The following is a 24,384-nucleotide window of genomic DNA, read 5'->3' on the forward strand; positions in this document are numbered from 1 at the left end:
CACCCCCCGGGTCATGGTCGACAGGGGGCAAAAGTCATGCCGGGCCAGAAGGCCGGGAGCCCCAAGATCGGGGCCGTCTAGAAGGTAACGGGGGAAGCGGATGCCACGAATGAGTCCTTACGTGCTTCGGTGAGACTCGCGCTCCGGCGAGCGAGCCCGCGTGAGCGGGCTTCCGATTCCTTCGTGGTCGCGGAGATCGGAAAGGTTGCTGTGAATTTATTGACTGATCGGTGGTCAACTCGGGGACATCACGCGGATGTTGCCCATGCGGTTGGCAAGGATCGCCCCCCCACCGCCACCATGCCCCGCCTGCCGACCGTATGGTTTCCGCCATGGCAGTCCCTGAGGTCATCCCGATCGCCTACGAGCCGCACGGCCGGACCGAGGCGATCGGCTGTTACGCAGACGGGCAGTTCATGGGGTCGGTCATCTACGCCTTCCCCAAGGGGTTCGACCTCGACACCGGCTGGGAAGAGCACAAACGCCTCTATTCGGTCCTGCACACCTTCGACTCCGAGGGCAGGTACCGCGATTCGGAGATCTGGTGCGCGGGCACCTGGGCCGAGCAGCAGCGTGCCCCGCAGGGCGGCGACTCGGTGCTCGCCCGTGCCCGCGCCCACCTCGCGACCCGGCTGCGCAGCCTCCCCCGCCGGACGTACACGGACATCGCGGTCCGCCCCTTCCAACTCACCTTCGACGGGGTCCTGTTCGGCCTGGTCACCGGAGAGGACGACGGCGAGGCGTGGGCCGAGCTCTATCCGGACCACCTGGGGTTCGGGGCACCCTGGGACGGTTCGTACGACACCTGATCGTTTGGGCCTCTATGCCTGGACGCCCCCGAGGCGCTGTACATTGCGAAGATCACGCAAGGCCGTCAAGTGGGGGGATCCATCCATGGCACTGTTCGGGAACGCGCACACCGTCGACACGGGCCAGGCGCAGCAGGACTTCGCGCGTCTGCTGGGGCACGGGGAGCAGGTGCACGCGGCGTACCAGCTGATACGGGACACCATCCTGTTCACCGACCGCCGTCTGATCCTGGTCGACAAGCAGGGCATCACCGGCAAGAAGGTGGAGTACCACTCCGTTCCGTACCGCAGCATCACACACTTCGCGGTCGAGACCGCGGGCACCTTCGACCTGGACGCCGAGCTGAAGATCTGGCTCTCGGGGTCGGCGACGCCGATCGAGAAGACGTTCACCAAGGGCGTCGACATCTACGAGGTGCAGGCGATCCTCACGCAGTTCGTGGCGAAGTAGGGACGGGCGGACGTAGGACTGTGGCGAAGTGACCCGGGCCGGGGCGGGGTGCACCGCTCCGGCCCGGGTCTCCTTTTCCGGCGTCAGGCGGCGAGGCCGAGCGCCAGTGCGCCGACGACGGGGGCGGCGTAGACGAGCGGGTACGGGATGTGGGCGTACCAGCGGGCCCTGGCCACCGTCACGGCGGCGCCGGCGAAGTAGAGGACCAGCCCGATCCCGGCCAGCACCCCGATCACCGGCACGAAGAGGCCGACCAGCAGGCCCACGGCGCCCGCGCCCTTGGCCAGTCCGAGCCAGGTCCACCACGAGCGCGGCACCCGGTAGTCGGTGAGCGCCCGCACGATCCACTCGGCGCGCATCAGCAGCACGGCGGCCGAGAACCCGGCCATCACAGCGGCCAGGACGGTGACGACGACGTGGGCGACATACATGGCGGGCTCCTCGGTGAGGGAAGTCGGGTCACAGCACTGACGCCGGGCACCGGACATGTGTGACGGCGGGCGGAGCGCGGCTGATCGCGTCGAGTCGTGTCGCCGTCGGCATGTTGGCGGTACGTCCATCCGGACGCGGCCGCGATAATCGGGGCCACCATGCTGCCCCCGCACCGCGACCTCCTGCCCGACGTCCTCGCCGTCGGCGCCCGCTACCCGCTCGTCCTGGCCGGCGACTGCGCGGTCCGGGCGCACGGTCTGACCGCCCGGCACGTGCGGTCGGTGGAGCTGGCGACCGAGCACCCCGAGCCCATGGACCAGATCGCGGCGATGGTCCGCCACGGCCTGAGGGAACGCGGCTGGCGGGTACGTCCGCTGGAGGCCGACCCGCTCTCGGCCCGGCTGCTCGTCGCGGACCCCGACGACCCCGACACGGGTGCGGAACGCGCGGTCGACCTGCTGAAGGAGACCTTCTGGCGGCCCACGGTGCCGACCGGCCTCGGCCCGGCCCTGTCCCTGGAGGACCTCATCGGCACGAAGGTCCGGGCCCTGACCGACCGGGGTGCCGTGCGCGACCTCGCCGACGTCTACCTGGCCGCGGGCCACTGGAGCTACCCCGACCTGGAGGAACTGGGCCGCCGCCACGCCTGGGACGAGTTCGACCTGGCGGATCTCCAGTCCCGTCTGGAGGCCACGGAGCTGTGGGACGACCGGGAGTTCGTCGCGGGCGGCCTGGACGCGGAGTCGGTGCCGGTGCTGCGCCGGTGGGTCCGGGCGTGGGCGGACGACATCGCGGAGCGGCTGCTGGAGGAGGAGGCGCTCAGGCCGCCGGCGGACGGGGAGTGACGATCCCTGGCGATCCCGGCGATCCCCTGAAGACCGGCCCCGCCCCACCCCCTTCACCTGCGCGAACGCGCCCTCTGCCCGGCATAAACCCCTGATAAGATCCGGCCACTTGTGCGAGGGCACGGGCCCTCGTGGGGGAGGGAACATCACGTGGGCAGACACGCCCTGAGACGGGGCGGGCTGGCCGCCGCCGTCTCCTCGCTCGCGCTCGCCGTCGCGGCCGCATCCGTTGTGGTCCTGTCGGAGGGCGGCGGCTCCGCGGAAGCGGCCGAAGCCTCGACCACCGCGATCACGCTGGTCGACCCCAGCTCCACCGCACCACGCACCGACCGCCCGTACGTCGCGGGCGACAGCGGCTTCCTGCACCGGCAGACCGGCCGGGCCGGGATGCTGTGGACCGACTACGCGACGGGCCGGACCGTCACCGTCGAGAAGGCCGACGGCAGCGTCTACGCCCCGTCCTCGACCTGCTACTACATCGACTCCGAGTGCCGTACGGCCTGGTACGGGTCGGACGGCGACCTGGTCGCCCTGCCGTCGTCGTCGGTGAACGCCTCGACCGTCGCCCTCTGGGACCCGGCCACGGCCACAGCCAGGAACCTGAGCTGGCCCGGCTCCACCACGCACGGCTACTACCGGGCCCTGGCCGGGGACACGGTCGTCACCACCTACTCCCTGATCGACAAGGTCGACGGCGAGTGGCACGCCCGCAAGGTGACCGGTGATCCGACGGCCGTGGGGAGCGACGACGTCCTCGCCGCGGACTCCTCGGGCGTGCTCTGGTCGGTCGACACCGGCAGAATCGGCTACATCGACGTCGCCTCGGCCGTGAACACCGATGTGTTCGCCGACGCCACCTACGCCTCGCACTACGTCATGAGCGAGGACCGCATCGGCTGGTACCAGTCCGGCACCGCCGAGCTGCACCTGAAGTCCCGCAGCGACCTCACCGCCGCCGAGCAGGTCGTCACGTTGCCCGCGCACCCGGGCGCGCTCGACGGCGACCCGGTCCTGGTCGGCGACTGGCTGCTGCTGCCGCTGTCCTCCAGCTCGCTCGGCTCCAGGCTGCTCGCGGTCGACATCGACGACCCCTCGGTGCAGCAGACCCTGCTGGCGAGCGCCGGCGAGTTCACGCTGGCCGCCGGTGACAAGAGCGCGCTGGTCAGCGGCGGCACCGACATCAACGACTGGTGGGTGCAGCGGGTCAGCCAGGCCGAGGACGGCACGCTCGGGCTGGAGAAGGTCCAGCAGGCGCCGGCGGTGGAGAACGCCAAGACGGGCATCGCGCTCAGCCGCGGCAGCCTGCGCGTCGCCGAGGACGACACGGCCAGTACCACCACGGACACCACCTCGCTGCGCACGCTCACCACCAACGGCTCCACCACGCTGACGGCGGCCGCTGCCACGGAGAGCGGCTCGATGAACGGGCCGGTCTGCCCGTACGCGGGGACCACCTGCGCGGCGCTGTGGGGCAACCTCTCCGCCGAGGACGTCTACCTCGACACGAACGGCGGCACCGACGAGGGCGAGAGCCTCGGCGACGACCGGCTCAAGGCCCTCGGCGGCCACTACCTGGACTTCGGCGGCCAGGGCGGCGCGATCGTGGACGTCTCCGACGACTACGCCGTCTACAACTCCGGCGGCACCGCCCCGGCGCAGTACGTCGGCGAGTTCGGCCAGGGCCAGAAGCTGAAGCGGTCCGTGCGCGCCGCCGCCCTGAACGGCTCGACCCTCTGGAGCGCCACCACCACCGCCGGCCGGCTCACCTCGTACAGCATCCCGCTGGAGAAGACGCTCAGCACGGTGACCGTGCCGGGCCTGGCCTGTGTGCCGAGTGAACTCCAGGCGGCGGGCCGCTGGGTGTACTGGGCCTGCGGGACGGACTCGGCGGGCGTCTACGACTCCAAGGCCGGTACGTCGAAGGCGGTCGCCCCCGGTGACGTGCTCCTCGGCGACGGCTTCACCGTCCGCCACGACCACGGCGCGGGCACCCTGGTGCTCACCGAGTCGGCCACCGGGAGCACTCGGGTGATCGCCTCCGACCTTGCTGCCAACGGCCTGACGGCGGACCGCCGTTACCGCTGGACGGTCGACGAGTACACCGGTCTGGTCGCCTGGTTCGACGACTACGAGCGCACACACGTCACCACCACGGGCATCGCCCCGTCCGCGGTGACGGCCTTCGAGACGTCGGTCGGCAGCTACGTGAGCTCGGGCATGCCCCTGGAGGGCCAGTGGGTGCTGTCCCGCCCGGTCAGCTCCTGGTCGCTCACCTTCACCTCGGTGCAGGACGGCGCGAACGGCAAAGCCACCCACAAGGTCACCGGCGGCGCGACCCCGGACCGAATCTCGGTGTCCTGGAACGGCAAGAAGGCCGACGGGAGTTACTTCACCACCGGCTGGTTCAAGTGGACGCTGAGGGCGACCGGCCTCGCCGCCGCCACGGAGAACACGGTCACCACCGGCGAGGCCTTCCTCCAGCGCGGGGCGGCGGTCCGGCGCGATTTCGTCAGTCCCGACGGCCCCGACGGCCGCGGCGACCTGCTCACCCTGAACTCCTCCGGCGGCCTGACCTGGCACTCCGGTACCGGGACGGGCAAGTTCGGCGACAAGTACACGGGCACCGGCTGGGCGACGAGCATCATGGCGATCCCCTTCGGCGACCTGAGCGGCGACCGCTGCAACGACGTCCTCGTGCGCTACAGCAGCGGCGCGCTGCGGCTGTACAAGCCGGGCTGCGGCGCGGCGGTCAAGCCGTCGACGTCGTACACGACCCTCGCGACCAGTGGCTGGACGCAGTACAACGTGCTGACCTCGCCGGGTGACGTCAGCGGTGACGGCCGGCCGGACCTGATCGCGCGGAACTCCTCCACGGGCACGGTCTACCTCTACAAGGGCACCAGCACCGGCAAGCTCGCGGCCCGCGTCAAGCTCTACGACAGCTGGAAGGGCTACAAGAAGATCGTCGGGGTCGGCGACATCACCGGCGACGGCAGGCCCGACCTCCTCGCCCAGGACACGGCGAACACCCTCTGGCGCTACAACGGCAAGGGCGACGGCACCTTCGCCGCCCGAGTGAAGGTGTTCACCGACTGGGGCGGCAGCTACAACGCCGTCGTCGGCGTCGGCGACATCACCGACGACGGCCGCCCGGACCTCGTCTCCCGCGACACCAGCGGCAACGTCTGGCGCAACAGCGGGGACGGGAAGGGGTCGTTCGGCTCGCGGGTGAAGATCGCGAGCGGGTGGAGCGGCTACAAGTTCCTTTCGTAGCAGGTTCCTTCGCAGCAAGTTCCTTTCATACAGGGCGAGTCGATAGTGCAGTGGAGAGGACTCACATGGGCAGATGGGGTACGTCCGCGCTCGTCGTCGCAGGTCTGATCGCCGGGACCTTGCTACCGGCGGTCCCGGCGGCCGCGGTGCACGGAGCCGCCCCCGGCGACTTCAACGGCGACGGTTACCGCGACGCCGTCCTGCCCGCGCCCGGCGCGAACGTGTCCGGCAAGGAGGCCGCGGGCGCCGTCGTCGTCCTGTACGGCTCGGCCTCGGGCCTGTCGGCGACCCGCCGCAAGACCGTCACGCAGAACACCTCCGGGGTGCCGGGCACGGCCGAGGCGTACGACCGCTTCGGGGCCGCCACCGCCACGGCCGACCTGAACCGGGACGGGTATGCCGACCTGGTGGTCTCGTCGCCGTACGAGGACACCGACACGGGCGCCAACGCCGGTGCGGTGACGGTTCTCTGGGGCGGCAGGAGCGGTCTGACGAGCGGGACGAACCTGCCGACGCCGGCCAACAATCCCAACTCCTACGGGCTCGACGTGGCCGCGCTCAGCACCGGCGCGGGTACGAGGACCCGGGTGGCGGTGGCCGGCTGGGACGGGTCCGTGGAGTTCACGGGCCCGTTCACCCGCGCCGGCCGCTACGGCTCGGTCACGGTGAACGAGAACACCGCCTCCCTCGAATCCGCCACGCTCGGCGACTTCGACGGTGACGCCGTGCCCGACCCCGCAGTCGCCACGTCCCGCAACGGCAACCCGACCGGCGGCAGCCTCTACACGACGTTCGCCTACGGGGAGGAGCTGCGGGGCGACGGCCTCATCGTCGCCGCCGGCGATCTCAACGGCGACGGATACGCCGACCTCGTGGCCGGCGACCCCGACGAGCCCGAGGTCGCGGGCGCCGATGGCGCGTTGGGTGGCCGCGTGCTGGTCTGGTACGGGTCGGCGAGCGGCATCTCGAAGGACGCCGTGCCCGTGCAGCTCACCCAGAACACCGCCGGAGTGCCCGGCGCGAGCGAGAGCGGCGATGCCTTCGGCGGTGCGCTGGCCGTGGCGGACCTGAACCGGGACGGGCTCGCCGACATCGTCATCGGCTCCCCGTACGAGGACCTCGCCAAGTCCCGCGCCGGTCAGGTGACCGTCGTCCCCGGCCGCCGCACGGGCGAGCTCGGCACCGGTGCGTACACCTTCTCCCAGGACACGGCGGGCGTCCCCGGCGCCTCCGAGACCGACGACTTCTTCGGTACGACGGTCTCGGCCGGGGACGTGAACAGGGACGGCAGGCCCGAGCTGTTCGTCGGCGCGGCGAACGAGAACAACTCCACCGGTGCCGTCTGGGTGTTCCCCGGCGGCAGCTCCCGCCCGACGGCCACGGGCAGCCGACTGTTCACGGCGTCCTCGGTCGGCCTCACCCAGCAGCACAGCACCGACCTCGGCGGCAACGGCCTGCTCTGGGTCATCTGACGACCCGAGCCCGGTGAAGGGGGCGGTCCTTCGGGGCCGCCCCCTTCCGCGTTCACGCCCGTGTCGTCGCCGCGGTCTCCGGGACCGACGGGGCGGCCGTCCGCGACCGGTGGATGAACGCCACGCCGCACACCGCGAGGACGGAGGCCGCGGAGAGGGTGTACAGGCCCCCGTTGGTGCTGCCCGTGGTGTCCTGGAGGTAGCCGAAGAGGGTCGGTGAGACGAAACCGCCCAGGTTTCCTATGGAGTTGACCAGGGCGAGCCCCGGCGCCGCGATCTTCAGGTCGAGCCCCGACTGGGCCATCGGCCAGAACAGGGTGGCCGCGCACTTCCCGCCGACCGCGGCCAGCGTGAGCGCGGCGAGGCCGAACCACGGGGAGCCGAGGGTGGCCAGGAAGGTGCCGACCGCCGACAGGACGAGGGCGATCGCCAGGTACGGGCGGCGGTCCGGGGCACGGTCGGTGAAGTGGGCCATCGTGTACATCGCGATCACCGCGCAGATCCACGGCACGGCCGTGAGCAGGCCGACCTGGAAGGGCGACAGCCCGCCGATGTCGTCGACCAGGCTCGGCAGCCAGAAGGTGATCGCGTATCCGGTGAGCGCCATCGCGAAGAACACCGCGGTCAGCAGGGCGACCTGGGGGTGGAGGAGCAGCTTCAGCCGGGACGTCCTGGGGGCACGGTCACGTGCCTCCTTGTCCCGCGCGACGGCCTCGCTGAGCGCGTCCTTCTCCTCCTGGGTGAGCCAACGGGCGTCCTGGATACGGGAGACGAGGAAGAAGCCGGCGATGAATCCGACCAGGATCGAGAAGGCCCCCTCCAGCGCGAACATCCAGCGCCAGCCGGCGATCCCGCCCGCCCCGTGCAGTTCCAACAGCGCGCCCGTGATGGGCCCGGTCACGATGTACGCCGTGGCCGAACCGCCCAGGAAGACGGCGCTGGCCCGGCCGCGGCTGGAGTCGGGCAGCCACTGGGTGAAGTAGAGGAGCACCCCGGGGAAGAAGCCGGCCTCGGCGACGCCGAGCAGGAAGCGCAGGCCGTAGAACATCCACACGTTGTGGATGAAGCACATCGCCACGATCACCGCACCCCAGGTGATCATGATGCGGGTCAGCCAGACCCGGGCGCCGAACCGCTCCAGGAGCATGTTGCTGGGCACCTCGAACAGGGCGTACCCGATGAAGAACAGCCCCGCGCCGAGACCGTACGCCGTGGCGCTCACCCCGACGTCGGCCCTGAGCTCGTCCTGGACGAAGCCGACGTTCGTCCGGTCCATCTGGTTGACCAGCAGCATCAGCACGAGGATCGGCAGCATCCGGCGCAGGAACTTGCCGACCGCGCGGCGCTCGGCATCCACCAGCACGCCTTCCGACATCGTTGTCTCCCCTCGGTTGTGCACATACGTGAACTGACATCACGTACGCGGGCCTGGGGAACCCTACGGAGGGGCGCCTTCCGGGTCAACGGGTTGAGCTGATGTCCATACATGTGAATGCGGGGCGAACGTGTCCGCACACATCCGCCCCGCGTCCCCGTACGTCCGCCGGTCAGGTTCCGGTGTTGGTGGCCTCCGGGTCGACACCCACCGTGAGGGTGGCGAGGACGCCCTTGGCGATGTCGTTCTTCCTGTACTTGAGCTTCAGCAGCCCGCCGGTCGTGCCGCTCTGGTCGTAGATCGTGTCCTCGTCGAGCGTGGTGCGCTCCGTCGTGGACGTCGAGTACGGCTCCACCTCCGCGGAGAGCAGCACCGTCTCCTCGTCGAAGAAGAACTGGCCGGTGTGGCAGGTCGTGCCGCCCTCGTAACCGGCGTCCGTCCACTCACCGCTCACATGCACCTTGGTGTGGATGTGGACACAGCGGCCCTGGCAGCCGGGGAAGACGGTCCTGAAGGTGACGAAGCCCTTCCGGTCCGTCCGCCATGTACCGCGCAGATAGCGGGTGTCGCTGGTCGGCTCCTCGTGCCCGCCGCCACCGCCGCCACCGGACGGAGGCTCACCGGTCGGGGTGCCGGACGGCACGTCGGTCGGGGTGCCCGACGGGGCGTCCGTGGGCGGGGTACCGCCCCCGCCGCCGTTCGAGAAGCTCTCGTAGCCCGAGTACAGGCCCAGCGCGTCACAGTGCCAGATGTCCACGGCCGCGTTGCCGACCGGCTTGCAGGTCTCGGCGTCGATCACCTTGATGCGGAGGGTGAGCGGGATGCCCTCCTTGTCCTCGGTGATGTCCTGGCGGAGCTTGTCCGCGTCGATGTAGTAGGGGCCCTCCGTGGTCTCCGAGGTGAGCTTGTAGCAGGTCTCGGCACCGGTGGCGGTGCTGCTCGCGGCCGCCTTGCCGTTCGTCTCCCCCGCGAAGGCACCCGCGGCGACCGTGCCGCCCACGCCCACCGCCGCGGCTGCTCCGGCGCCGGCCACGACGACCTTGCGACGCGTGAGGTCCCGCTTGTGTTTCGGCCCTGCGGCCGACTGGTTTCCCGTCTGGTTTCCCGTCATGTGCAGGGAAGTTAGGGACCGCGCCTGTCAGTAGGTTAGGTAAGGGCTGGGTGAGAGCCCTGCATGAGCGGCGTAAACGAAAGTGGCTCGGAACCGACGCCGGTTCCGAGCCACTTGCAGTCATGTCACCGATCTTTACGGCGAATAATGCCGCCTACTTCGGCTGCGGCTTGCGCACCGACAGGTGCAGCTCCTTCAGCCGCGCCTCCTCCAGCTCCGTCGGCGCGCCCATCATCAGGTCCTGGGCGTTGCCGTTGAGCGGGAAGGCGATCGTCTCGCGGATGTTCGGCTCGTCGGCGAGCAGCATGACGATGCGGTCGACGCCGGGCGCGATGCCACCGTGCGGCGGGGCGCCGAAGCGCAGGGCGCGCAGCATGCCGGCGAACTTCTCCTCGACCGTGTCACGGTCGTAGCCCGCGATCTCGAAGGCCTTGAGCATGATCTCCGGCTCGTGGTTCCGGATCGCGCCGGAGGACAGCTCGACGCCGTTGCAGACGATGTCGTACTGCCAGCCCAGGATGTCCAGCGGGTCCTGGGTCTGAAGGGCCTCCAGACCGCCCTGCGGCATGGAGAACGGGTTGTGCGAGAAGTCGATCGCGCCGGTGTCCTCGTCCTTCTCGTACATCGGGAAGTCGACGATCCAGCAGAACCGGAAGACGCCCTCCTCGAAGTGCCCGGCACGCCTGGCGGCCTCGACCCGCACCGCGCCCATGATCTTCGAGACCTCGTCGAACTCGCCCGCGCCGAAGAACACCGCGTGACCGGCGGCCAGCGACAGGCGCTTGGTCAGCTCGGCGACGTTCTCCTCGGTGAGGAACTTGGCGATCGGGCCGGTCAGCGAGCCGTCCTCGGCGACACGGACCCAGGCCAGGCCCTTCGCGCCCTGGGAGACCGCGAAGTCACCGAGCTGGTCGAAGAACCTGCGGGGCTGCGCGGAGACGTCCGGCACCGGCAGCGCCCGCACGTGCTTGCCGGCGAACGCCTTGAACTCCGAGCCCTCGAAGATGTCGGTGATGTCGACGAGCTCCAGCTGGGCGCGCAGGTCCGGCTTGTCCGAGCCGTACTTCAGCATCGCCTCGCGGAACGGGATCCGCGGGAACGGGGAGGTGACGTGGCGGCCGCCGCCGAACTCCTCGAACAGCTCCGTCATGAGCTGCTCGATCGGCCGGAAGACGTCCTCCTGCTCGACGAAGCTCATCTCGACGTCGAGCTGGTAGAACTCGCCCGGCGAGCGGTCCGCGCGCGCGTCCTCGTCGCGGAAGCAGGGCGCGATCTGGAAGTAGCGGTCGAAGCCGGAGATCATCAGCAGCTGCTTGAACTGCTGCGGCGCCTGCGGCAGGGCGTAGAACCTGCCCGGGTTCAGCCGGGACGGGACGACGAAGTCGCGGGCACCCTCGGGGGAGGTCGCGGACAGGATCGGCGTAGCCATCTCGTTGAACCCGAGGGCCGTCATCTTGTGACGAATCGCGCTGATCACCGACGTACGCAGCAGGATGTTCTTGTGCATGCGCTCGCGGCGCAGGTCCAGGAAGCGGTACTCGAGGCGCCGCTCCTCGTTGACCCCGTCCTCGGTGTTGATCGTGAAGGGGAGCGGGGCGGCGGCGCCGAGCAGCTCGACCTCGCCGACCTCGACCTCGATCTCGCCGGTGGGCAGCTCGGAGTTGATGTTCTCGGCGCCGCGGGAGACGACCTTGCCGTCGATCCGGACCGTGGACTCCTTGGACAGCTTGTCCAGGGCCTCGTACGCGGGCGTGCCGGGACGGGCGACGAGCTGCGTGATGCCGTAGTGATCGCGCAGATCGATGAAGAGGATGCCGCCCAGGTCGCGCCGATTGTGCAGCCAGCCACTCAGTCGGACGTCGGTGCCGACGTCAGAGGAGCGGAGCTCGCCGCAGGTGTGGGACCTGTACCGATGCATCGTCGTTTCATCCAGTCTTCGCGGATCGGGGGGCTGTTTCACGTGAAACTTCCCCCAAGCCTACCGGGGACCCCAAGATCGGCTCCCCACCATTTCGCCGCGCCCGTGGGCCCACCCGTGCCACTCCCGACCGGATGCCCCGTACAGCTTCGGTGGCAGTCTGCGATCACCTCTTCTTACAGTGGGGCAATGCGCACTGGTGAGCCCCTGCCCGCCGTGGGGGAGGTTCTCGCCGCCCTCGCTACCGGACTGTGGCACTGGAACACCGCCACCGGACTGGTCACGGTCGACGCGGAGGCGGCACGGCTGCTCGGGCTGCCCCCTGAACAGGCCACCCTCAGCCAGGCCCAGGTGCGCTCCCGTCTGCACCCGGTCGACTGGAACGAGATCAGCGGGGTGATCCAGCTCGCCGTGGCCGAGGGCACGCTCGGCGAGGCACGCGTGCGGATCATGGACGAGCGGGGCCGGGTCATCCGGGTCGGCCGCAGCCGCTTCCACGCCTCCTTCGACCGCGCGAAACGGTCGTACGAGGTGACCGGCTCCCTCCAGGAGGTCACCGAACCGACGCCGGGGACCCCGGCCGGGCGTACGGCGGTCACCGGTGACTGGCGGCGCTCACGGGAGGCGTTCCTGCTGGACGCGGGCCGGGCGCTGGCCGAGGCGCGGTCGACGGCGGAGGTGCTGCGGGTCGCGGCCGGACTGTCGATGCCGGGCTTCTCACCGGACGGCCTCGCGGTGTTCGGGGTGACGGGCGACCGTCTGACGATCACCGGCCACCACGGCCATCAGCCCGGCGACGAGAGCCCCTTCTCGCACATGGCCCTGGACACCGACTACCCGGCCGCCGAGGTGGTCCGCACCGGCCGTGCCGTCTACCTCTCCACGCCCGAGCAGTACAAGGACCGCTACCCGCTCACCTGGCCGCTCGCCGCGCACTTCAACCGGCAGTCCTGGGCGTTCCTGCCGCTGACCGTGGCCGGCCGCACGATGGGTGCCTGGATGGCGGCGTTCACCTATCCGGTCGCCTTCACGCCCGACGAGCGGTCCGTGCTGACGACGGTGGCCCGCATGCTCGCCCAGGCGCTCTCCCGCGCCGAGGCCGCGGAGTCAGCGCGGGAGCTGACGGACGGCCTCCAGCGCTCGATGCTGCCCCAGCTGGGCCCCGAGATACCGGGCATGAGCGTGGCCGCGCGCTATGTCCCGACCGGGGGCGGGCTCCAGGTCGGCGGCGACTGGTACGACATGATCCCCCTGCCCGGGGGCACCTCCCGCACGGAGTTCGGGGGAGGCCGCTTCGCCCTGGTCATCGGCGACGTCCAGGGCCATGACGTGCGGGCGGCGGGCCTGATGGGCCAGCTCCGGATCGCGCTGCGCGCCTACGCCTCCGAGGGCCACCGGCCCGACGCCGTCCTCTCCCGGGCCTCCCGCTTTCTGCACGGGATGACGTTCGGCTCCCCCGGCGAGGACCCGTCCGAGCTGCGCTTCGCGACCTGCCTGTACGTGGAGGTCGACCCCGCGACCGGCCTGCTGGACATCGCCCGCGCCGGCCATCCGGACCCGGCGATCCGCATGACCGACGGCACGGTGCTGTCCCGCCCGACGGCCGGCGGGCTGCCGCTGGGCATCGACCCGGACGCCGACTACCCGACGACCCGGATCACCCTGGAACCCGGCGAGACCATGCTGCTCTGCACGGACGGCCTGATCGAGACCGGCGGCCACGACCTGGAGACCGGCTGGAAGCGCATCCGCGCGATCCTGGAGGACCACGACGGCGACCTGGAGGCACTCGCCGACGCCCTCGTCCAGGCCGTCCACGGTCCGTCCTCCCACCACACCACCGGCCCGCTCGCCGACCGGCGCGAGGACGACATAGCGGTGCTGCTGCTGTGCCGCGAGGGGGAGGGCTGCGGCTGCGGCGAGACGGTGACCGTGCGGCCCACGATCCGGCGGACCATGCTCACGGTCGCGCAGGACGAGCCGGAGCGGGTCTCGGTGGCCCGGCAACAGCTGCGCGAGCTGCTGCACGACTGGGCCTGCGAGGACCAGGTCGACTCGGCGGTCCTGCTCCTGTCCGAGACGCTCACCAACGTCCTCGTCCACACCGACGCCGACGCCCTGCTCCTCGCCGAGGTGCGCGGTGTCGCGGGGGACCGCCGCATACGCGTCGAGGTGACGGACACCAGCGACGCCCTGCCGCACAAACGCCGGCCCGGAGAACTGGCGTCGTCCGGGCGCGGCCTGATACTGATCGAACTGCTGGCCCAGGCATGGGGCGTGGACCCACGGGGCGAGGGCAAGAGCATCTGGTTCGAGCTCTACGAGGCGGACGGCGCCGAAACCCCCGCGCCCGCCGACGGCACTACGGGCTCCGAGCCCGCGTAACACCTCGGTTCACACCCGGGGCTCCGGGGGTGTGGGGGGCTCCGGGCCCGCGTAACGGTCCCTGAGTTCGTTGACGACGCCGAAGGCGGCGGCGGTGAGGGGTACGGCGAGGAGCATGCCGAGGACTCCGGCCACGGACGCCCCCGCGGTGATCGCCACCATGACGAGGGCCGGGTGCATCTGCACGGTCCGGCTCTGGATCATGGGCGTCAGCACATGCCCTTCCAGGACCTGCACGGCGAGGACGATGGCCAGCACCCACAGCGCGATCACGAACCCCCGGTCGGCGAGCGCGACCAGCACGGCGACCGCCCCCGAGATGAAGGCGCCCAGGTAGGGGATGTAGGCCCCGACGAAGACGAGCGCGCCCAGCCCGACCGCGCCCGGGACGTCGAGGACCAGCAGCCCGACGGTGATGCAGAGGGCGTCGATGAGGGCGACGAAGGTGGTCCCGCGCATGAACCCCTCCACGGCCTGGAACGCCCGCCGCGCCATGGCCTCCACGACGTCCCCGGCCCCGCCCGGGACGGCGGACCGCAAGGCGTCGGCGGCCCGGTCGGAGTCCCGCAGGAAGAAGAAGACGAGCAGCAGCGCGAGTACGGCCATGGCGATGCTCTCGCCCACGACGCTGACCCCGCTGATGACCCCGGAGGCGGCCGTACCGCCGAACTTGGTGAGCAGCTCCCGGGCGTTGGAGGCGACGTCGTCCAGCGAGGTCCCGGCGGCCCCGAAGTGGTCGGCGAGATCCTCGGCCGCCTGCTTGAGCGCGGCGATGATCTCATCGCCGGTCCCGACGATCGCGGCGACGACGATGTACACGGCCCCACCGACGACGCCCACGACGGCGACGCAGGTGAGCCCGGCGGCGAAGGACCGGTTCACCCCGGCCTTCACCAGCCGCCGGTGCAACGGCCCGAGCAGCGCCGTACCGAGCAGCGCGAGAAGCACGGGCACGACCGCCGTACTGAACTCCACGGCCAGCCGGATCCCGACGTAGACGACCCCGGCGACGAGCAACACGACGACGCACCAGGCGGCGAGCCGCCGGACGGGGTCGGGGAGCAGCGGGGTCGGGGCCTGCACGGTTCCAGCGGATCACGGACCGGGCGGAGCTGTCGTGCGCGGGCGGACCGGGTGGGTGAAGGGTGCCGAAAGGCCCGGAGCCGCACCACAGGGCGCGGCTCCGGGCCTCGTCGAGTCAGGCAGGGGTCGGGCGAAGGGCAGGGGGGTCAGGCCCCGGACGGCCCGCTCTCGCTCATTCCGTGCACCGCCGGGATCGTCCCCAGGCGGCCCTTCTGGAAGTCGTCGAAGGCCTGCTGGAGTTCGTCACGCGTGTTCATGACGAAGGGGCCGTAGTGGGCCATCGGCTCACGGATCGGCTGCCCGCCGAGGAGGACGACCTCCAGGTCCGGCGTGTGGGAGTCCTGCTTCTCGGCGGCACGGACGGTCAGCGAACCGCCGTCGCCGAAGACCGCCGTCTGGCCCAGCTCGACCGGGCGGCGTTCGGCACCGACCGTGCCCCGGCCCGCCAGGACGTAGGCGAGGCCGTTGAAGTCCTCGCGCCACGGCAGGGTGATCTCCGCGCCCGGGGCGAGCGTCGCGTGGATCATCGTGATCGGGGTGTGGGTGATGCCGGGGCCCTGGTGGCCGTCCAGCTCACCGGCGATGACCCGCAGCAGCGCGCCGCCGTCGGGGGTGGTGAGCAGCTGGACGTTGCCGCCGCGGATGTCCTGGTAGCGCGGCGCCATCATCTTGTCCTTGGCCGGGAGGTTCACCCACAGCTGCAGGCCGTGGAAGAGACCGCCGGACAGCACGAGGGACTCCGGCGGGGCCTCGATGTGGAGGAGTCCGCTGCCGGCCGTCATCCACTGGGTGTCGCCGTTGGTGATGGTGCCACCGCCGCCGTTGGAGTCCTGGTGGTCGAAGATCCCGTCGATGATGTAGGTGACGGTCTCGAAGCCGCGGTGCGGGTGCCAGGGGGTGCCCTTGGGCTCGCCCGGCGCGTAGTCCACCTCGCCCATCTGGTCCATCATGATGAACGGGTCCAGGTGGCGGTAGTTGATCCCGGCGAACGCCCGGCGCACCGGGAAGCCCTCGCCCTCGAAACCGCTCGGCGCGGTCGTGACGGCGAGCACGGGACGGTCCACGGCCTCCGCGGGTGCGGCGACGCGGGGCAGCGTCAGCGGGTTCTCGACGGTCACTGCAGGCATGTCGGTACCTCCTTGTGCGGCCAGTTTAGTTGAGCATTGAACTTTCTGCCACCCCCAACGGGAAAGACCCGCAGGACATTCCCTCCGGGCACAGCCGAAGGCCGACACCCGGGGTGGGTGCCGGCCTTCGTCACAAGGACCCGGTGTTTCGGGGGCGGCTCAGTGTGCCAGCAAGAGCCGGGACGGCGTGGTCAGACGGCCGGTTCGGGCTGCTTGCCGGGGGCACGGTCGGCGGCGGGCAGGTGCTCCGCGACCGCCGGCCGCCGCCGGTCCTCCCGCATCACCAGGGTCGCCAGCAGCGCCGCCGCCAGGACACCGATCGCGCTGACCGTGAAGGTGGTGGACATCGAGGCGGTGAAGGCCTCGCGGGCCGCCGCGACCAGAGGGGCGTCACCACCGGTCACCGCCCCGGCGATCGAGTGCCTCGCCTCCTCCGGCGCCCCCTCGGGCATCCGCTCCGCGTAGCCGCTCGACAGCAGCGAGCCGAGGATCGCGATGCCCAGCGCGGTGCCGGCCTGCTGGACGGTGTCGTTCAGGGCGGAGCCGACGCCCGCCTTGTCCTCGGGGATGGTGCCCATCAGGGCGCCGACCGCGGCCGGCATCGCCAGACCCGCACCGAGGCCGAGGAGACCGAGCGCCACGGCCGGGACCGCGAAGCCGGAGTCCGCCGAGACCGTGGCCAGCAGGGCGAAGCAGGCCACCATCAGCAGCATCCCCGCGAGGATCACCCACCGGTTGCCGTACTTCGCGGCGAGCTTGACGCCCACTCCGTTGCCGATCAGGGCGGTGATCGCCAGCGGCAGGAAGGCGAGGCCGGCCTCCAGGGGCGAGTAGCCGAGCACGAACTGGAGGTACTGGGTCAGGACCAGCAGCAGACCGCCGTTGCCGATCTGGACGAGCGCCAGGGAGAGCGAGCCGCCGCTGAAGTTGCGGTGCCGGAACAGGACCAGCGGGACCATCGGGGACTCGGTGACGTTCTCCCAGATCACGAAGCCGACCAGGGAGGCCAGCGCCACCACCAGGGTGATCGTGGAACGGCCGCCCAGCGCCCCGTGCTGCGGCAGCTCGATGATCCACCAGACCAGGGCCGTCATCCCGGCCGCCGACAGCACCGCGCCCAGCGGGTCCGCCTTCTGCCAGGGCGCCCTGGACTCCGGCATCAGCAGGAGACCGGCGACGACGGCGAGCGCCACGATCGGCACGTTGATGAAGAAGATCGACTGCCAGGAGAAGTGCTCGATCAGGACACCGCCCAGCACCGGGCTGCCGACCAGGCCGAGCATCGACACCGAGCTCCAGGCCGCCATCGCCTTGCCGCGCTCCTCCTCGTCGAAGACCGTGATGAGGATCGACAGGGTGGACGGCATGATCAGCGCCCCGCCGACGCCCATCGCGACGCGGGCGGCGATCACCTCGCCGGGGCTGGTACACCAGGTCGCGGCCAGCGAGGCCGCCCCGAACAGCAGCAGCCCGATCAGCATCACCTTCCGGCGTCCGAACCGGTCGCCCAGGCTGCCGGAGGTGAGCAGAAGGCCGGCGAAGACCAGGATGTAGGAGTCCAGGATCCACTGGGTGTCCTGGGCGCTCGCCCCGATGTCCTCGGTCATCACGGGCACCGCGACGGTCAGCGCCATGCTGTCGACGACCAGCACGAGCGTGCTCAGGCAGAGCACGATCAGAATCCACCAGCGGCGTGGATCGCGAGTTCCCTTGACGTCCATGACGGTTCCCCTCCGACTTCGTGAACACCGTTCCTTCGGTGCGAACACTGTACGCACAGCGGAACAGTGTTCGCAACCCTCGATTCCTGTACGCTCGATGCGAACGATGTACGCAGGGATGCGAAGGAGTGCCGATGGCCGCCCGATCGACGAAGCAGAGCTCCATCCCCTCCGTCTGGGCCCGCCCCCAGCGCGAGTCCGACCAGCCCACGCTCAGCCGCGCCACGATCGTGCGGGAGGCGATCGCCATGCTGGACGCGGAGGGCGTGGAGGCACTGAGCATGCGCAAGCTGGCCACCCGTCTGAACGCCGGCGCGGCCTCTCTCTACCGGCACGTGGCGACCAAGGACGAGCTGATGGAGCTGGCCTTCGACGAGGTCGCCGCCGAGATCCACGTACCGCCGGCGGACAGCCCCGACTGGCGGGCGGCCGCCGCCGAGGCGGCCGGCTCGTTCCGTACGACCGCCCTACGCCACCCCTGGATCTCCTCGGTCCTCGGCCAGGCGGGCCTCGCCTACCTCGGCCCCAACCTCATGGCGTTCTCCGAGCGCCTGGCCGCGCTGTTCACGGCCGCCGGGTTCGCGAAGCCGTCCGGCCCGATCGACACGCTCCTGTCGTACGTGACCGGCATGAGCACCACGGAGGCCGCCTGGCTCATCACGGTCGCCCGCTCCGGCGAGACCGAGGCCGACTTCATCGCCCGCCTGATGCCCGCCGCCCAGCAGGCCGCCGCGGGCCACGAGCACCTGGCCGAGGGCTATGCCGACGCCGTCTCGGCGACCGCGGACCCGGTGGCCCTGCGCGACGAGAAGTTCGCCTACGGCCTCGACGTGGTCCTCGACGGGCTGGCGCTGCGACTGGAGGCGTGACGGACCGGCGTACCGGCCCTGGGCCGTCCTAGCCGCCGTACATCCGGCGCATCGCGAACTCGACCATCTGCTCCACGGCCTTCGCGTCGAAGACCATGCGGTGCTCGCCCTCCATGTCGAGGACGAAGCCGTAGCCGGTCGGGAGCAGGTCGATCACCTCGGCGCCGGTGATGACGAAGTACTTGGACTCCTTGCCCGCGTACCGGCGCAGCTCCTTGAGCGAGGTGAACATCGGGATCACCGGCTGCTGGGTGTTGTGCAGGGCGAGGAACCCCGGGTTGTCACCGCGCGGGCAGTAGACCTTGGACGTCGCGAAGACCTGCTGGAAGTCCTCGGCGGCCATCTGCCCCGTGGTGAAGGCCCGCACCGCGTCCGCGAGGGAGGGCGGGGACGGCTCGGGGTAGAGCGGCGGCTGCTGGCCGTATCCGCCCGCACCGCCGGCCATGGGCTGCTGCGGCGGGGCGTACTGCTGCTGTGCGCCGACGTTCTGGTCGTAGCCGTACATGGGCGCAAGCGTACCGAGAGCGGCCGGGGCGGCGGGACGGTACGGGCGCCCCGGCAGATCGACAGCGACTCGACAGTGACTTGACAGCAGCCGTCCTGGTTTCCCGGAGCTGCCGCTCATAGCGTCTGTCCCAGCGGGGGAACACCGCGCAAGACATCGCTCCGGCAAGGGGACAGCCATGCACCGTGACCATGACGACGAGGTCCACGAGCACGACCGAGGGCTCTCGTACGACCTTCCCGTACTCGCCCGCCGCCGGATGATCCGGCTGATGGCGGGGGCGGGCCTGGTCCCGCTGGTGGGGTGCAGCTCGCAGGACGGGACCTCGGCGTCCGGCTCCTCGGCCGCCGAGTGCGCGCCGATCCCGGACGAGACCGCCGGACCCTTCCCGGGCGACGGCTCGAACGGCGTGAACGTCCTGAAGGAGAGCGGCGTCGTCCGCGGCGACATCACCCGGAGCTTCGGCGACTCCGCGGGCGGCACCGCCGAGGGCGTGCCCCTGACGGTCACGCTCACGGTCGTCGACGCCGCGTCCGGCTGCGGGACGCCGAAGAAGGGCGCCGCCGTCTACCTCTGGCACTGCGACCGGGAGGGCGGGTACTCCCTGTACTCGGAGGGCGTCACCGACGAGAACTACCTGCGCGGCGTCCAGGAGGCCGACGAGAAGGGCCAGGTCACCTTCAAGAGCATCTTCCCGGGCTGCTACGAGGGCCGCTGGCCGCACATCCACTTCGAGGTCTACGGCAGCCTGGCCGACGCCACTGCGGCGACCTCCATCACCAACACCTCGCAGCTCGCGTTCCCGAAGGACGTCTGCGACACGGTGTACGCCTCGGACGGCTACAGCCGGAGCGTGACGAACCTGAGCCGGCTGTCCCTGGAGACCGACGGCATCTTCAGCGACGGCTACGACCAGCAGATGGCGACGCTGAAGGGCAGCGTGGCCGACGGCTACACCGCGACCCTGACGGTTCCGGTGTGACCCCGCCGGTGCGACCTTCCGGTGCGACCTTCCGGTGTGACCTTCCGGTGTGACCTTCTGGTGTGACCTTTCGGTGTGACCTGTCACAGATGACCGTCTCGGGGTTGCGTCTTATTACTGACGGGTAGCATCATCGTAGCTACTTGTTGGTACGTGAACTAGCGCGAGGATCAAGTGCCTCGCCGATCCCTCTACGGAGTCATCGCCATGGGGCACTACAAGTCGAATCTCCGCGACATCGAGTTCAACCTCTTCGAAGTACTGGGACGCGACAAGCTGTATGGCACCGGCCCGTTCGAGGAGATGGACACCGATACCGCGAAAAGCATCCTCGAGGAGCTGACCCGCCTCGCCGAGAACGAGCTGGCGGAGTCCTTCGCGGACGCGGACCGCAACCCGCCGGTCTTCGACCCCGAGACGAACACCGCGCCGGTCCCGGCGTCCTTCAAGAAGAGCTACAAGGCCTTCATGGACTCCGAGTACTGGCGGCTCGGCCTGCCCGAGGAGATCGGCGGCACCACCTCCCCGCGCTCCCTGATCTGGGCGTACGCGGAGCTGCTGCTCGGCTCGAACCCGGCCGTGTGGATGTACGCCTCCGGCCCGGCGTTCGCCGGCATCCTCTACGACGAGGGCAACGACGTACAGAAGAAGATCGCCCAGATCGCGGTCGAGAAGACCTGGGGCTCCACCATGGTCCTCACCGAGCCGGACGCCGGCTCGGACGTCGGCGCCGGCCGCACCAAGGCGATCCAGCAGGAGGACGGCTCCTGGCACATCGAGGGCGTGAAGCGCTTCATCACGTCCGGTGAGCACGACATGGAGGAGAACATCCTTCACTACGTGCTCGCGCGGCCGGAAGGTGCCGGTCCGGGCACCAAGGGGCTGTCCCTCTTCCTCGTCCCGAAGTACCTCTTCGACTTCGAGACCGGCGAGCTGGGCGAGCGCAACGGCGCGTACGCGACGAACGTCGAGCACAAGATGGGGCTCAAGGCCTCCAACACCTGCGAGATGACCTTCGGCGACCAGCACCCCGCCAAGGGCTGGCTGATCGGCGACAAGCACGACGGCATCCGCCAGATGTTCCGCATCATCGAGTTCGCCCGCATGATGGTCGGCACGAAGGCGATCTCCACGCTGTCGACCGGCTACCTCAACGCCCTCGAGTACGCCAAGGAGCGCGTCCAGGGCTCCGACCTCGCCGCCTTCGGCGACAAGAACGCGCCCAAGGTCACCATCACGCACCACCCGGACGTGCGCCGCTCGCTGATGACGCAGAAGGCGTACGCGGAGGGCATGCGCGCGCTGGTGCTGTACACGGCCTCCCTCCAGGACGAGATCCAGGTCAAGGAGGCCGCGGGCGAGGACGCCTCCGCGCTGGAGGCGCTCAACGACCTGCTCCTGCCGATCGTGAAGGGCTACGGCTCCGAGAAGGGCTACGAGCAGCTCGCGCAGTCGCTGCAGACCTTCGGCGGCTCCGGGTTCCTCCAGGAGTACCCGATCGAGCAGTACATCCGCGACGCCAAGATCGACACCCTGTACGAGGGCACGACCGCGATCCAGGGCCAGGACTTCTTCTTCCGGAAGATCGTCCGCAACCAGGGTGCCGCGCTGAACTCGCTCGCCGAGGACATCAAGAAGTTCCTGGCGCTCGGCGAGGGCGGCGAGGAGCTCGGCGCGGCCCGCGAGCAGCTCGCCAAGGCTGCCGTGGAGCTGGAGGCGATCGTCGGCCTGATGCTGACCGACCTCGCGGCCACCGAGCAGGACGTCAAGAACATCTACAAGGTCGGCCTGAACACCACCCGCCTGCTGCTGGCCTCCGGCGACGTCGTCGTCGGCTACCTGCTGCTCAAGGGTGCCGCGGTCGCCGCCGAGAAGCTGGCGACGGCGTCGGCGAAGGACAAGGCGTTCTACTCGGGCAAGATCGCGGCGGCCAAGTTCTTCGCCGCCAACGTCCTCCCGGGCGTCACCGGCGCCCGCAAGCTCGCCGAGGGCATCGACCTGGACCTGATGGAGCTGGACGAGGCAGCGTTCTAACCGCCGCGACGCCACACCGGCCGGGACGCGACGACAACACCGTCCGGGCCGCGACGCCACACCGGCCGGAACCACCGGAGTTCCGGCCGGAACCATGGGCTGGGCAGCCGGGGCCATCGGCGCCCGGCGCCCCCGCAGCCGGGCCCATGGGCTTCGCAGCCGGGATCATCGGCACCACGGCCGAGTCGAGCGGGTCGCGACCGGAACCATCGGAGCTCCGACGGGCCCATCGGCTCGGCAGCCGGGACCATCGGCTTCGCAGCTGGGCCCCTGGGACGTCCGGCCGGAATCATCGGCTCGGCAGCCAGGCCATCGGCACCACGGCCGAGCCGAGCGCTCATGACCGGGACCATCGGAGCTCCGACGGGGTCCATCGGCTCGGCAGTCCGGCCCCTGGGACGTCCGGCCGGAACCATCGGCTCCGCAGCCGAGTCGAGCCGCTCCACGACCGGGACCCTCGGCTCCGCAGCCGGACCCGTCGGCTCCACAGCCGAGTCGAGCGGCTCACGACCGGGGCCACCGGCTCCCCGGCAGGGTCGAGTGGCCTTCCGGGCGCTCGTTCCAGCCACTCGTCCCGGCCCGTTCCAGTCACTCACGGACAATCCACATCGCCCTTACGAGGGCCCGCTCCTCTTCACCGGGAGCGGGCCCTCGTACGTCGTTAAGGTGAACCCCATGAGCGCACCCCCCCGCTTCGACCGCGGCCACACCGACGACCTCATGTCCTTCCTGGCGGCGAGCCCGTCGCCGTACCACGCCGTGGCGAACACCGCCGAGCGGCTGGAGAAGGCCGGCTTCAGGCAGGTCGCGGAGACGGACGCCTGGGACGGGACGAGCGGCGGCAAGTACGTGCTGCGCGGTGGCGCGATCGTGGCCTGGTACGTCCCCGAGGGCGCGGCGCCCCACACGCCGTTCCGGATCCTCGGCGCGCACACGGACTCCCCGAACCTGCGCGTGAAGCCGCTGCCGGACACCGGGGCGCACGGCTGGCGGCAGGTGGCCGTGGAGATCTACGGCGGGCCCCTGCTCAACTCCTGGCTCGACCGCGACCTGGGCCTGGCGGGCCGGCTGGCCCTGCGGGACGGTACGACGCGGCTGGTCAACGTGGACCGTCCGCTGCTGCGGGTCCCGCAACTCGCCATCCACCTGGACCGTGCCGTGTCGGCGGAGGGCCTCAAGCTCGACAAGCAGCGGCACCTTCAGCCCATCTGGGGCCTCGGCAACGACGTGCGCGACGGCGACCTGATCGACTTCCTGGAGGAGACGGCCGGGCTGGAGTCGGGCGAGGTCACCGGCTGGGACCTGATGGTGCACTCCGTGGAGCCGCCCGCCTACCTGGGCCGGGACAAGGAACTCGTCGCCGGCCCGCGCATGGACAACCTGCTGTCGGTCCACGCCGGCGCGGCGGCGCTGACCGCGGTGGCGGGCTCGGGCGCCGCCCTGCCCTCCATCCCGGTGCTGGCCGCCTTCGACCACGAGGAGAACGGCTCGCAGAGCGACACCGGTGCCGACGGGCCGCTGCTGGGCGGCGTCCTGGAACGCTCGGTGTTCGCGCGCGGGGGATCGTACGAGGACAAGGCACGCGCCTTCGCGGGCACCGTCTGTCTCTCCTCCGACACGGGCCACGCGGTCCACCCCAACTACGCGGAGCGCCACGACCCGACGCACCACCCGCGCGTCAACGGCGGGCCGATCCTGAAGGTCAACGTCAACAACCGCTACGCCACCGACGGTTCGGGCCGTGCGGTCTGGGCGGCGGCCTGCGAGAAGGCGAATGTCCCCTTCCAGTCCTTCGTCTCCAACAACTCGATGCCCTGCGGCACCACGATCGGCCCGATCACCGCGGCCCGGCACGGCATCAAGACCGTCGACATCGGCGTGGCGATCCTCTCCATGCACAGCGCACGGGAGTTGTGCGGCGCGGACGACCCGCATCTGCTGGCGAACTCGCTGGTGGCGTTCCTGGAGGGGTAGTTCGGGACGGGCGGGGTA

The 24,384-nt window shown here is 70.6% G+C and carries 18 protein-coding genes; 10 read left to right on the forward strand and 8 right to left on the reverse strand.

Going from position 1 to position 24,384, the window contains the following annotated elements:
- Positions 1–332 precede the first annotated feature (332 nt).
- Together ACFU95_RS34410 and ACFU95_RS34415 are read left to right on the forward strand one after the other, a co-directional pair.
- The gene (locus ACFU95_RS34410; RefSeq protein ID WP_383836028.1) at positions 333–809 is read left to right on the forward strand and encodes a hypothetical protein; all 477 of its coding nucleotides are present in this window, start codon (positions 333–335) and stop codon (positions 807–809) included.
- 85 nt (positions 810–894) lie between these two features.
- Positions 895–1,260 (forward strand): PH domain-containing protein, encoded by a 366-nt coding sequence (locus ACFU95_RS34415; RefSeq protein ID WP_383836031.1) that lies wholly within the window; start codon positions 895–897, stop codon positions 1,258–1,260.
- Positions 1,261–1,343: 83 nt separating this feature from the next.
- Here ACFU95_RS34415 and ACFU95_RS34420 read toward each other — a convergent pair whose 3' ends face one another.
- A complete protein-coding gene (locus ACFU95_RS34420; RefSeq protein ID WP_383836034.1) occupies positions 1,344–1,691 on the reverse strand; it encodes a DoxX family protein in 348 nt (115 codons plus the stop codon).
- A 159-nt stretch (positions 1,692–1,850) separates the two neighbouring features.
- Between ACFU95_RS34420 and ACFU95_RS34425 the strand changes: the two genes are divergently transcribed.
- The 3 genes from ACFU95_RS34425 to ACFU95_RS34435 all read left to right on the forward strand — a co-directional run bounded on the left by ACFU95_RS34425 (position 1,851) and on the right by ACFU95_RS34435 (position 7,282).
- Positions 1,851–2,537, forward strand: coding sequence for a nucleotidyl transferase AbiEii/AbiGii toxin family protein (locus ACFU95_RS34425; RefSeq protein WP_383836036.1), 687 nt, complete (start codon positions 1,851–1,853; stop codon positions 2,535–2,537).
- Between the two features lie 150 nt (positions 2,538–2,687).
- Positions 2,688–5,810, forward strand: a complete 3,123-nt coding sequence (locus ACFU95_RS34430) for an FG-GAP repeat domain-containing protein (RefSeq protein WP_383836039.1) — start codon at positions 2,688–2,690, stop codon at positions 5,808–5,810.
- Positions 5,811–5,875: 65 nt separating this feature from the next.
- Positions 5,876–7,282 (forward strand): VCBS repeat-containing protein, encoded by a 1,407-nt coding sequence (locus tag ACFU95_RS34435; RefSeq protein WP_383836042.1) that lies wholly within the window; start codon positions 5,876–5,878, stop codon positions 7,280–7,282.
- A 52-nt stretch (positions 7,283–7,334) separates the two neighbouring features.
- Here ACFU95_RS34435 and ACFU95_RS34440 read toward each other — a convergent pair whose 3' ends face one another.
- From ACFU95_RS34440 to aspS, 3 genes are all read right to left on the reverse strand, one after another.
- Complete coding sequence (locus ACFU95_RS34440; protein WP_383836046.1) at positions 7,335–8,657, reverse strand: MFS transporter; 1,323 nt, start codon at positions 8,655–8,657, stop codon at positions 7,335–7,337.
- A 172-nt stretch (positions 8,658–8,829) separates the two neighbouring features.
- Positions 8,830–9,768, reverse strand: coding sequence for an intradiol ring-cleavage dioxygenase (locus ACFU95_RS34445; RefSeq protein ID WP_383836049.1), 939 nt, complete (start codon positions 9,766–9,768; stop codon positions 8,830–8,832).
- A gap of 154 nt (positions 9,769–9,922) precedes the next feature.
- Positions 9,923–11,686 (reverse strand): aspartate--tRNA ligase, encoded by a 1,764-nt coding sequence (aspS, locus tag ACFU95_RS34450; protein ID WP_383836052.1) that lies wholly within the window; start codon positions 11,684–11,686, stop codon positions 9,923–9,925.
- A 189-nt stretch (positions 11,687–11,875) separates the two neighbouring features.
- On the opposite strand from aspS, the gene ACFU95_RS34455 reads away from it, so the two are divergent.
- A complete protein-coding gene (locus tag ACFU95_RS34455) occupies positions 11,876–14,071 on the forward strand; it encodes a SpoIIE family protein phosphatase (protein ID WP_383836055.1) in 2,196 nt (731 codons plus the stop codon).
- 9 nt (positions 14,072–14,080) lie between these two features.
- Here the strand turns inward: ACFU95_RS34455 and ACFU95_RS34460 are convergent, their stop codons facing one another.
- The 3 genes from ACFU95_RS34460 to ACFU95_RS34470 form a co-directional block, all read right to left on the reverse strand.
- A complete protein-coding gene (locus tag ACFU95_RS34460; RefSeq protein ID WP_383836058.1) occupies positions 14,081–15,154 on the reverse strand; it encodes an AI-2E family transporter in 1,074 nt (357 codons plus the stop codon).
- Positions 15,155–15,300: 146 nt separating this feature from the next.
- Positions 15,301–16,281 (reverse strand): pirin family protein, encoded by a 981-nt coding sequence (locus ACFU95_RS34465; RefSeq protein ID WP_383836061.1) that lies wholly within the window; start codon positions 16,279–16,281, stop codon positions 15,301–15,303.
- A 191-nt stretch (positions 16,282–16,472) separates the two neighbouring features.
- Positions 16,473–18,002 (reverse strand): MFS transporter, encoded by a 1,530-nt coding sequence (locus ACFU95_RS34470; protein ID WP_383836064.1) that lies wholly within the window; start codon positions 18,000–18,002, stop codon positions 16,473–16,475.
- Between the two features lie 134 nt (positions 18,003–18,136).
- Between ACFU95_RS34470 and ACFU95_RS34475 the strand changes: the two genes are divergently transcribed.
- Positions 18,137–18,871, forward strand: a complete 735-nt coding sequence (locus ACFU95_RS34475) for a TetR/AcrR family transcriptional regulator (RefSeq protein WP_383836067.1) — start codon at positions 18,137–18,139, stop codon at positions 18,869–18,871.
- A gap of 28 nt (positions 18,872–18,899) precedes the next feature.
- Here the strand turns inward: ACFU95_RS34475 and ACFU95_RS34480 are convergent, their stop codons facing one another.
- Positions 18,900–19,376 (reverse strand): SseB family protein, encoded by a 477-nt coding sequence (locus ACFU95_RS34480; RefSeq protein ID WP_383836070.1) that lies wholly within the window; start codon positions 19,374–19,376, stop codon positions 18,900–18,902.
- Positions 19,377–19,554: 178 nt separating this feature from the next.
- On the opposite strand from ACFU95_RS34480, the gene ACFU95_RS34485 reads away from it, so the two are divergent.
- The 3 genes from ACFU95_RS34485 (at position 19,555) to ACFU95_RS34495 (ending at position 24,366) form a co-directional block, all read left to right on the forward strand.
- Positions 19,555–20,358: an intradiol ring-cleavage dioxygenase gene (locus ACFU95_RS34485; protein ID WP_383836073.1), complete on the forward strand. Its 804-nt coding sequence runs from the start codon at positions 19,555–19,557 to the stop codon at positions 20,356–20,358.
- 207 nt (positions 20,359–20,565) lie between these two features.
- Positions 20,566–22,392, forward strand: a complete 1,827-nt coding sequence (locus ACFU95_RS34490; RefSeq protein WP_383836214.1) for an acyl-CoA dehydrogenase — start codon at positions 20,566–20,568, stop codon at positions 22,390–22,392.
- A gap of 675 nt (positions 22,393–23,067) precedes the next feature.
- Complete coding sequence (locus ACFU95_RS34495) at positions 23,068–24,366, forward strand: M18 family aminopeptidase (RefSeq protein ID WP_383836076.1); 1,299 nt, start codon at positions 23,068–23,070, stop codon at positions 24,364–24,366.
- Positions 24,367–24,384 lie beyond the last annotated feature (18 nt).

The sequence above is a fragment of the Streptomyces sp. NPDC057623 genome (assembly GCF_042800355.1).
Classification (GTDB): Bacteria; Actinomycetota; Actinomycetes; order Streptomycetales; family Streptomycetaceae; genus Streptomyces.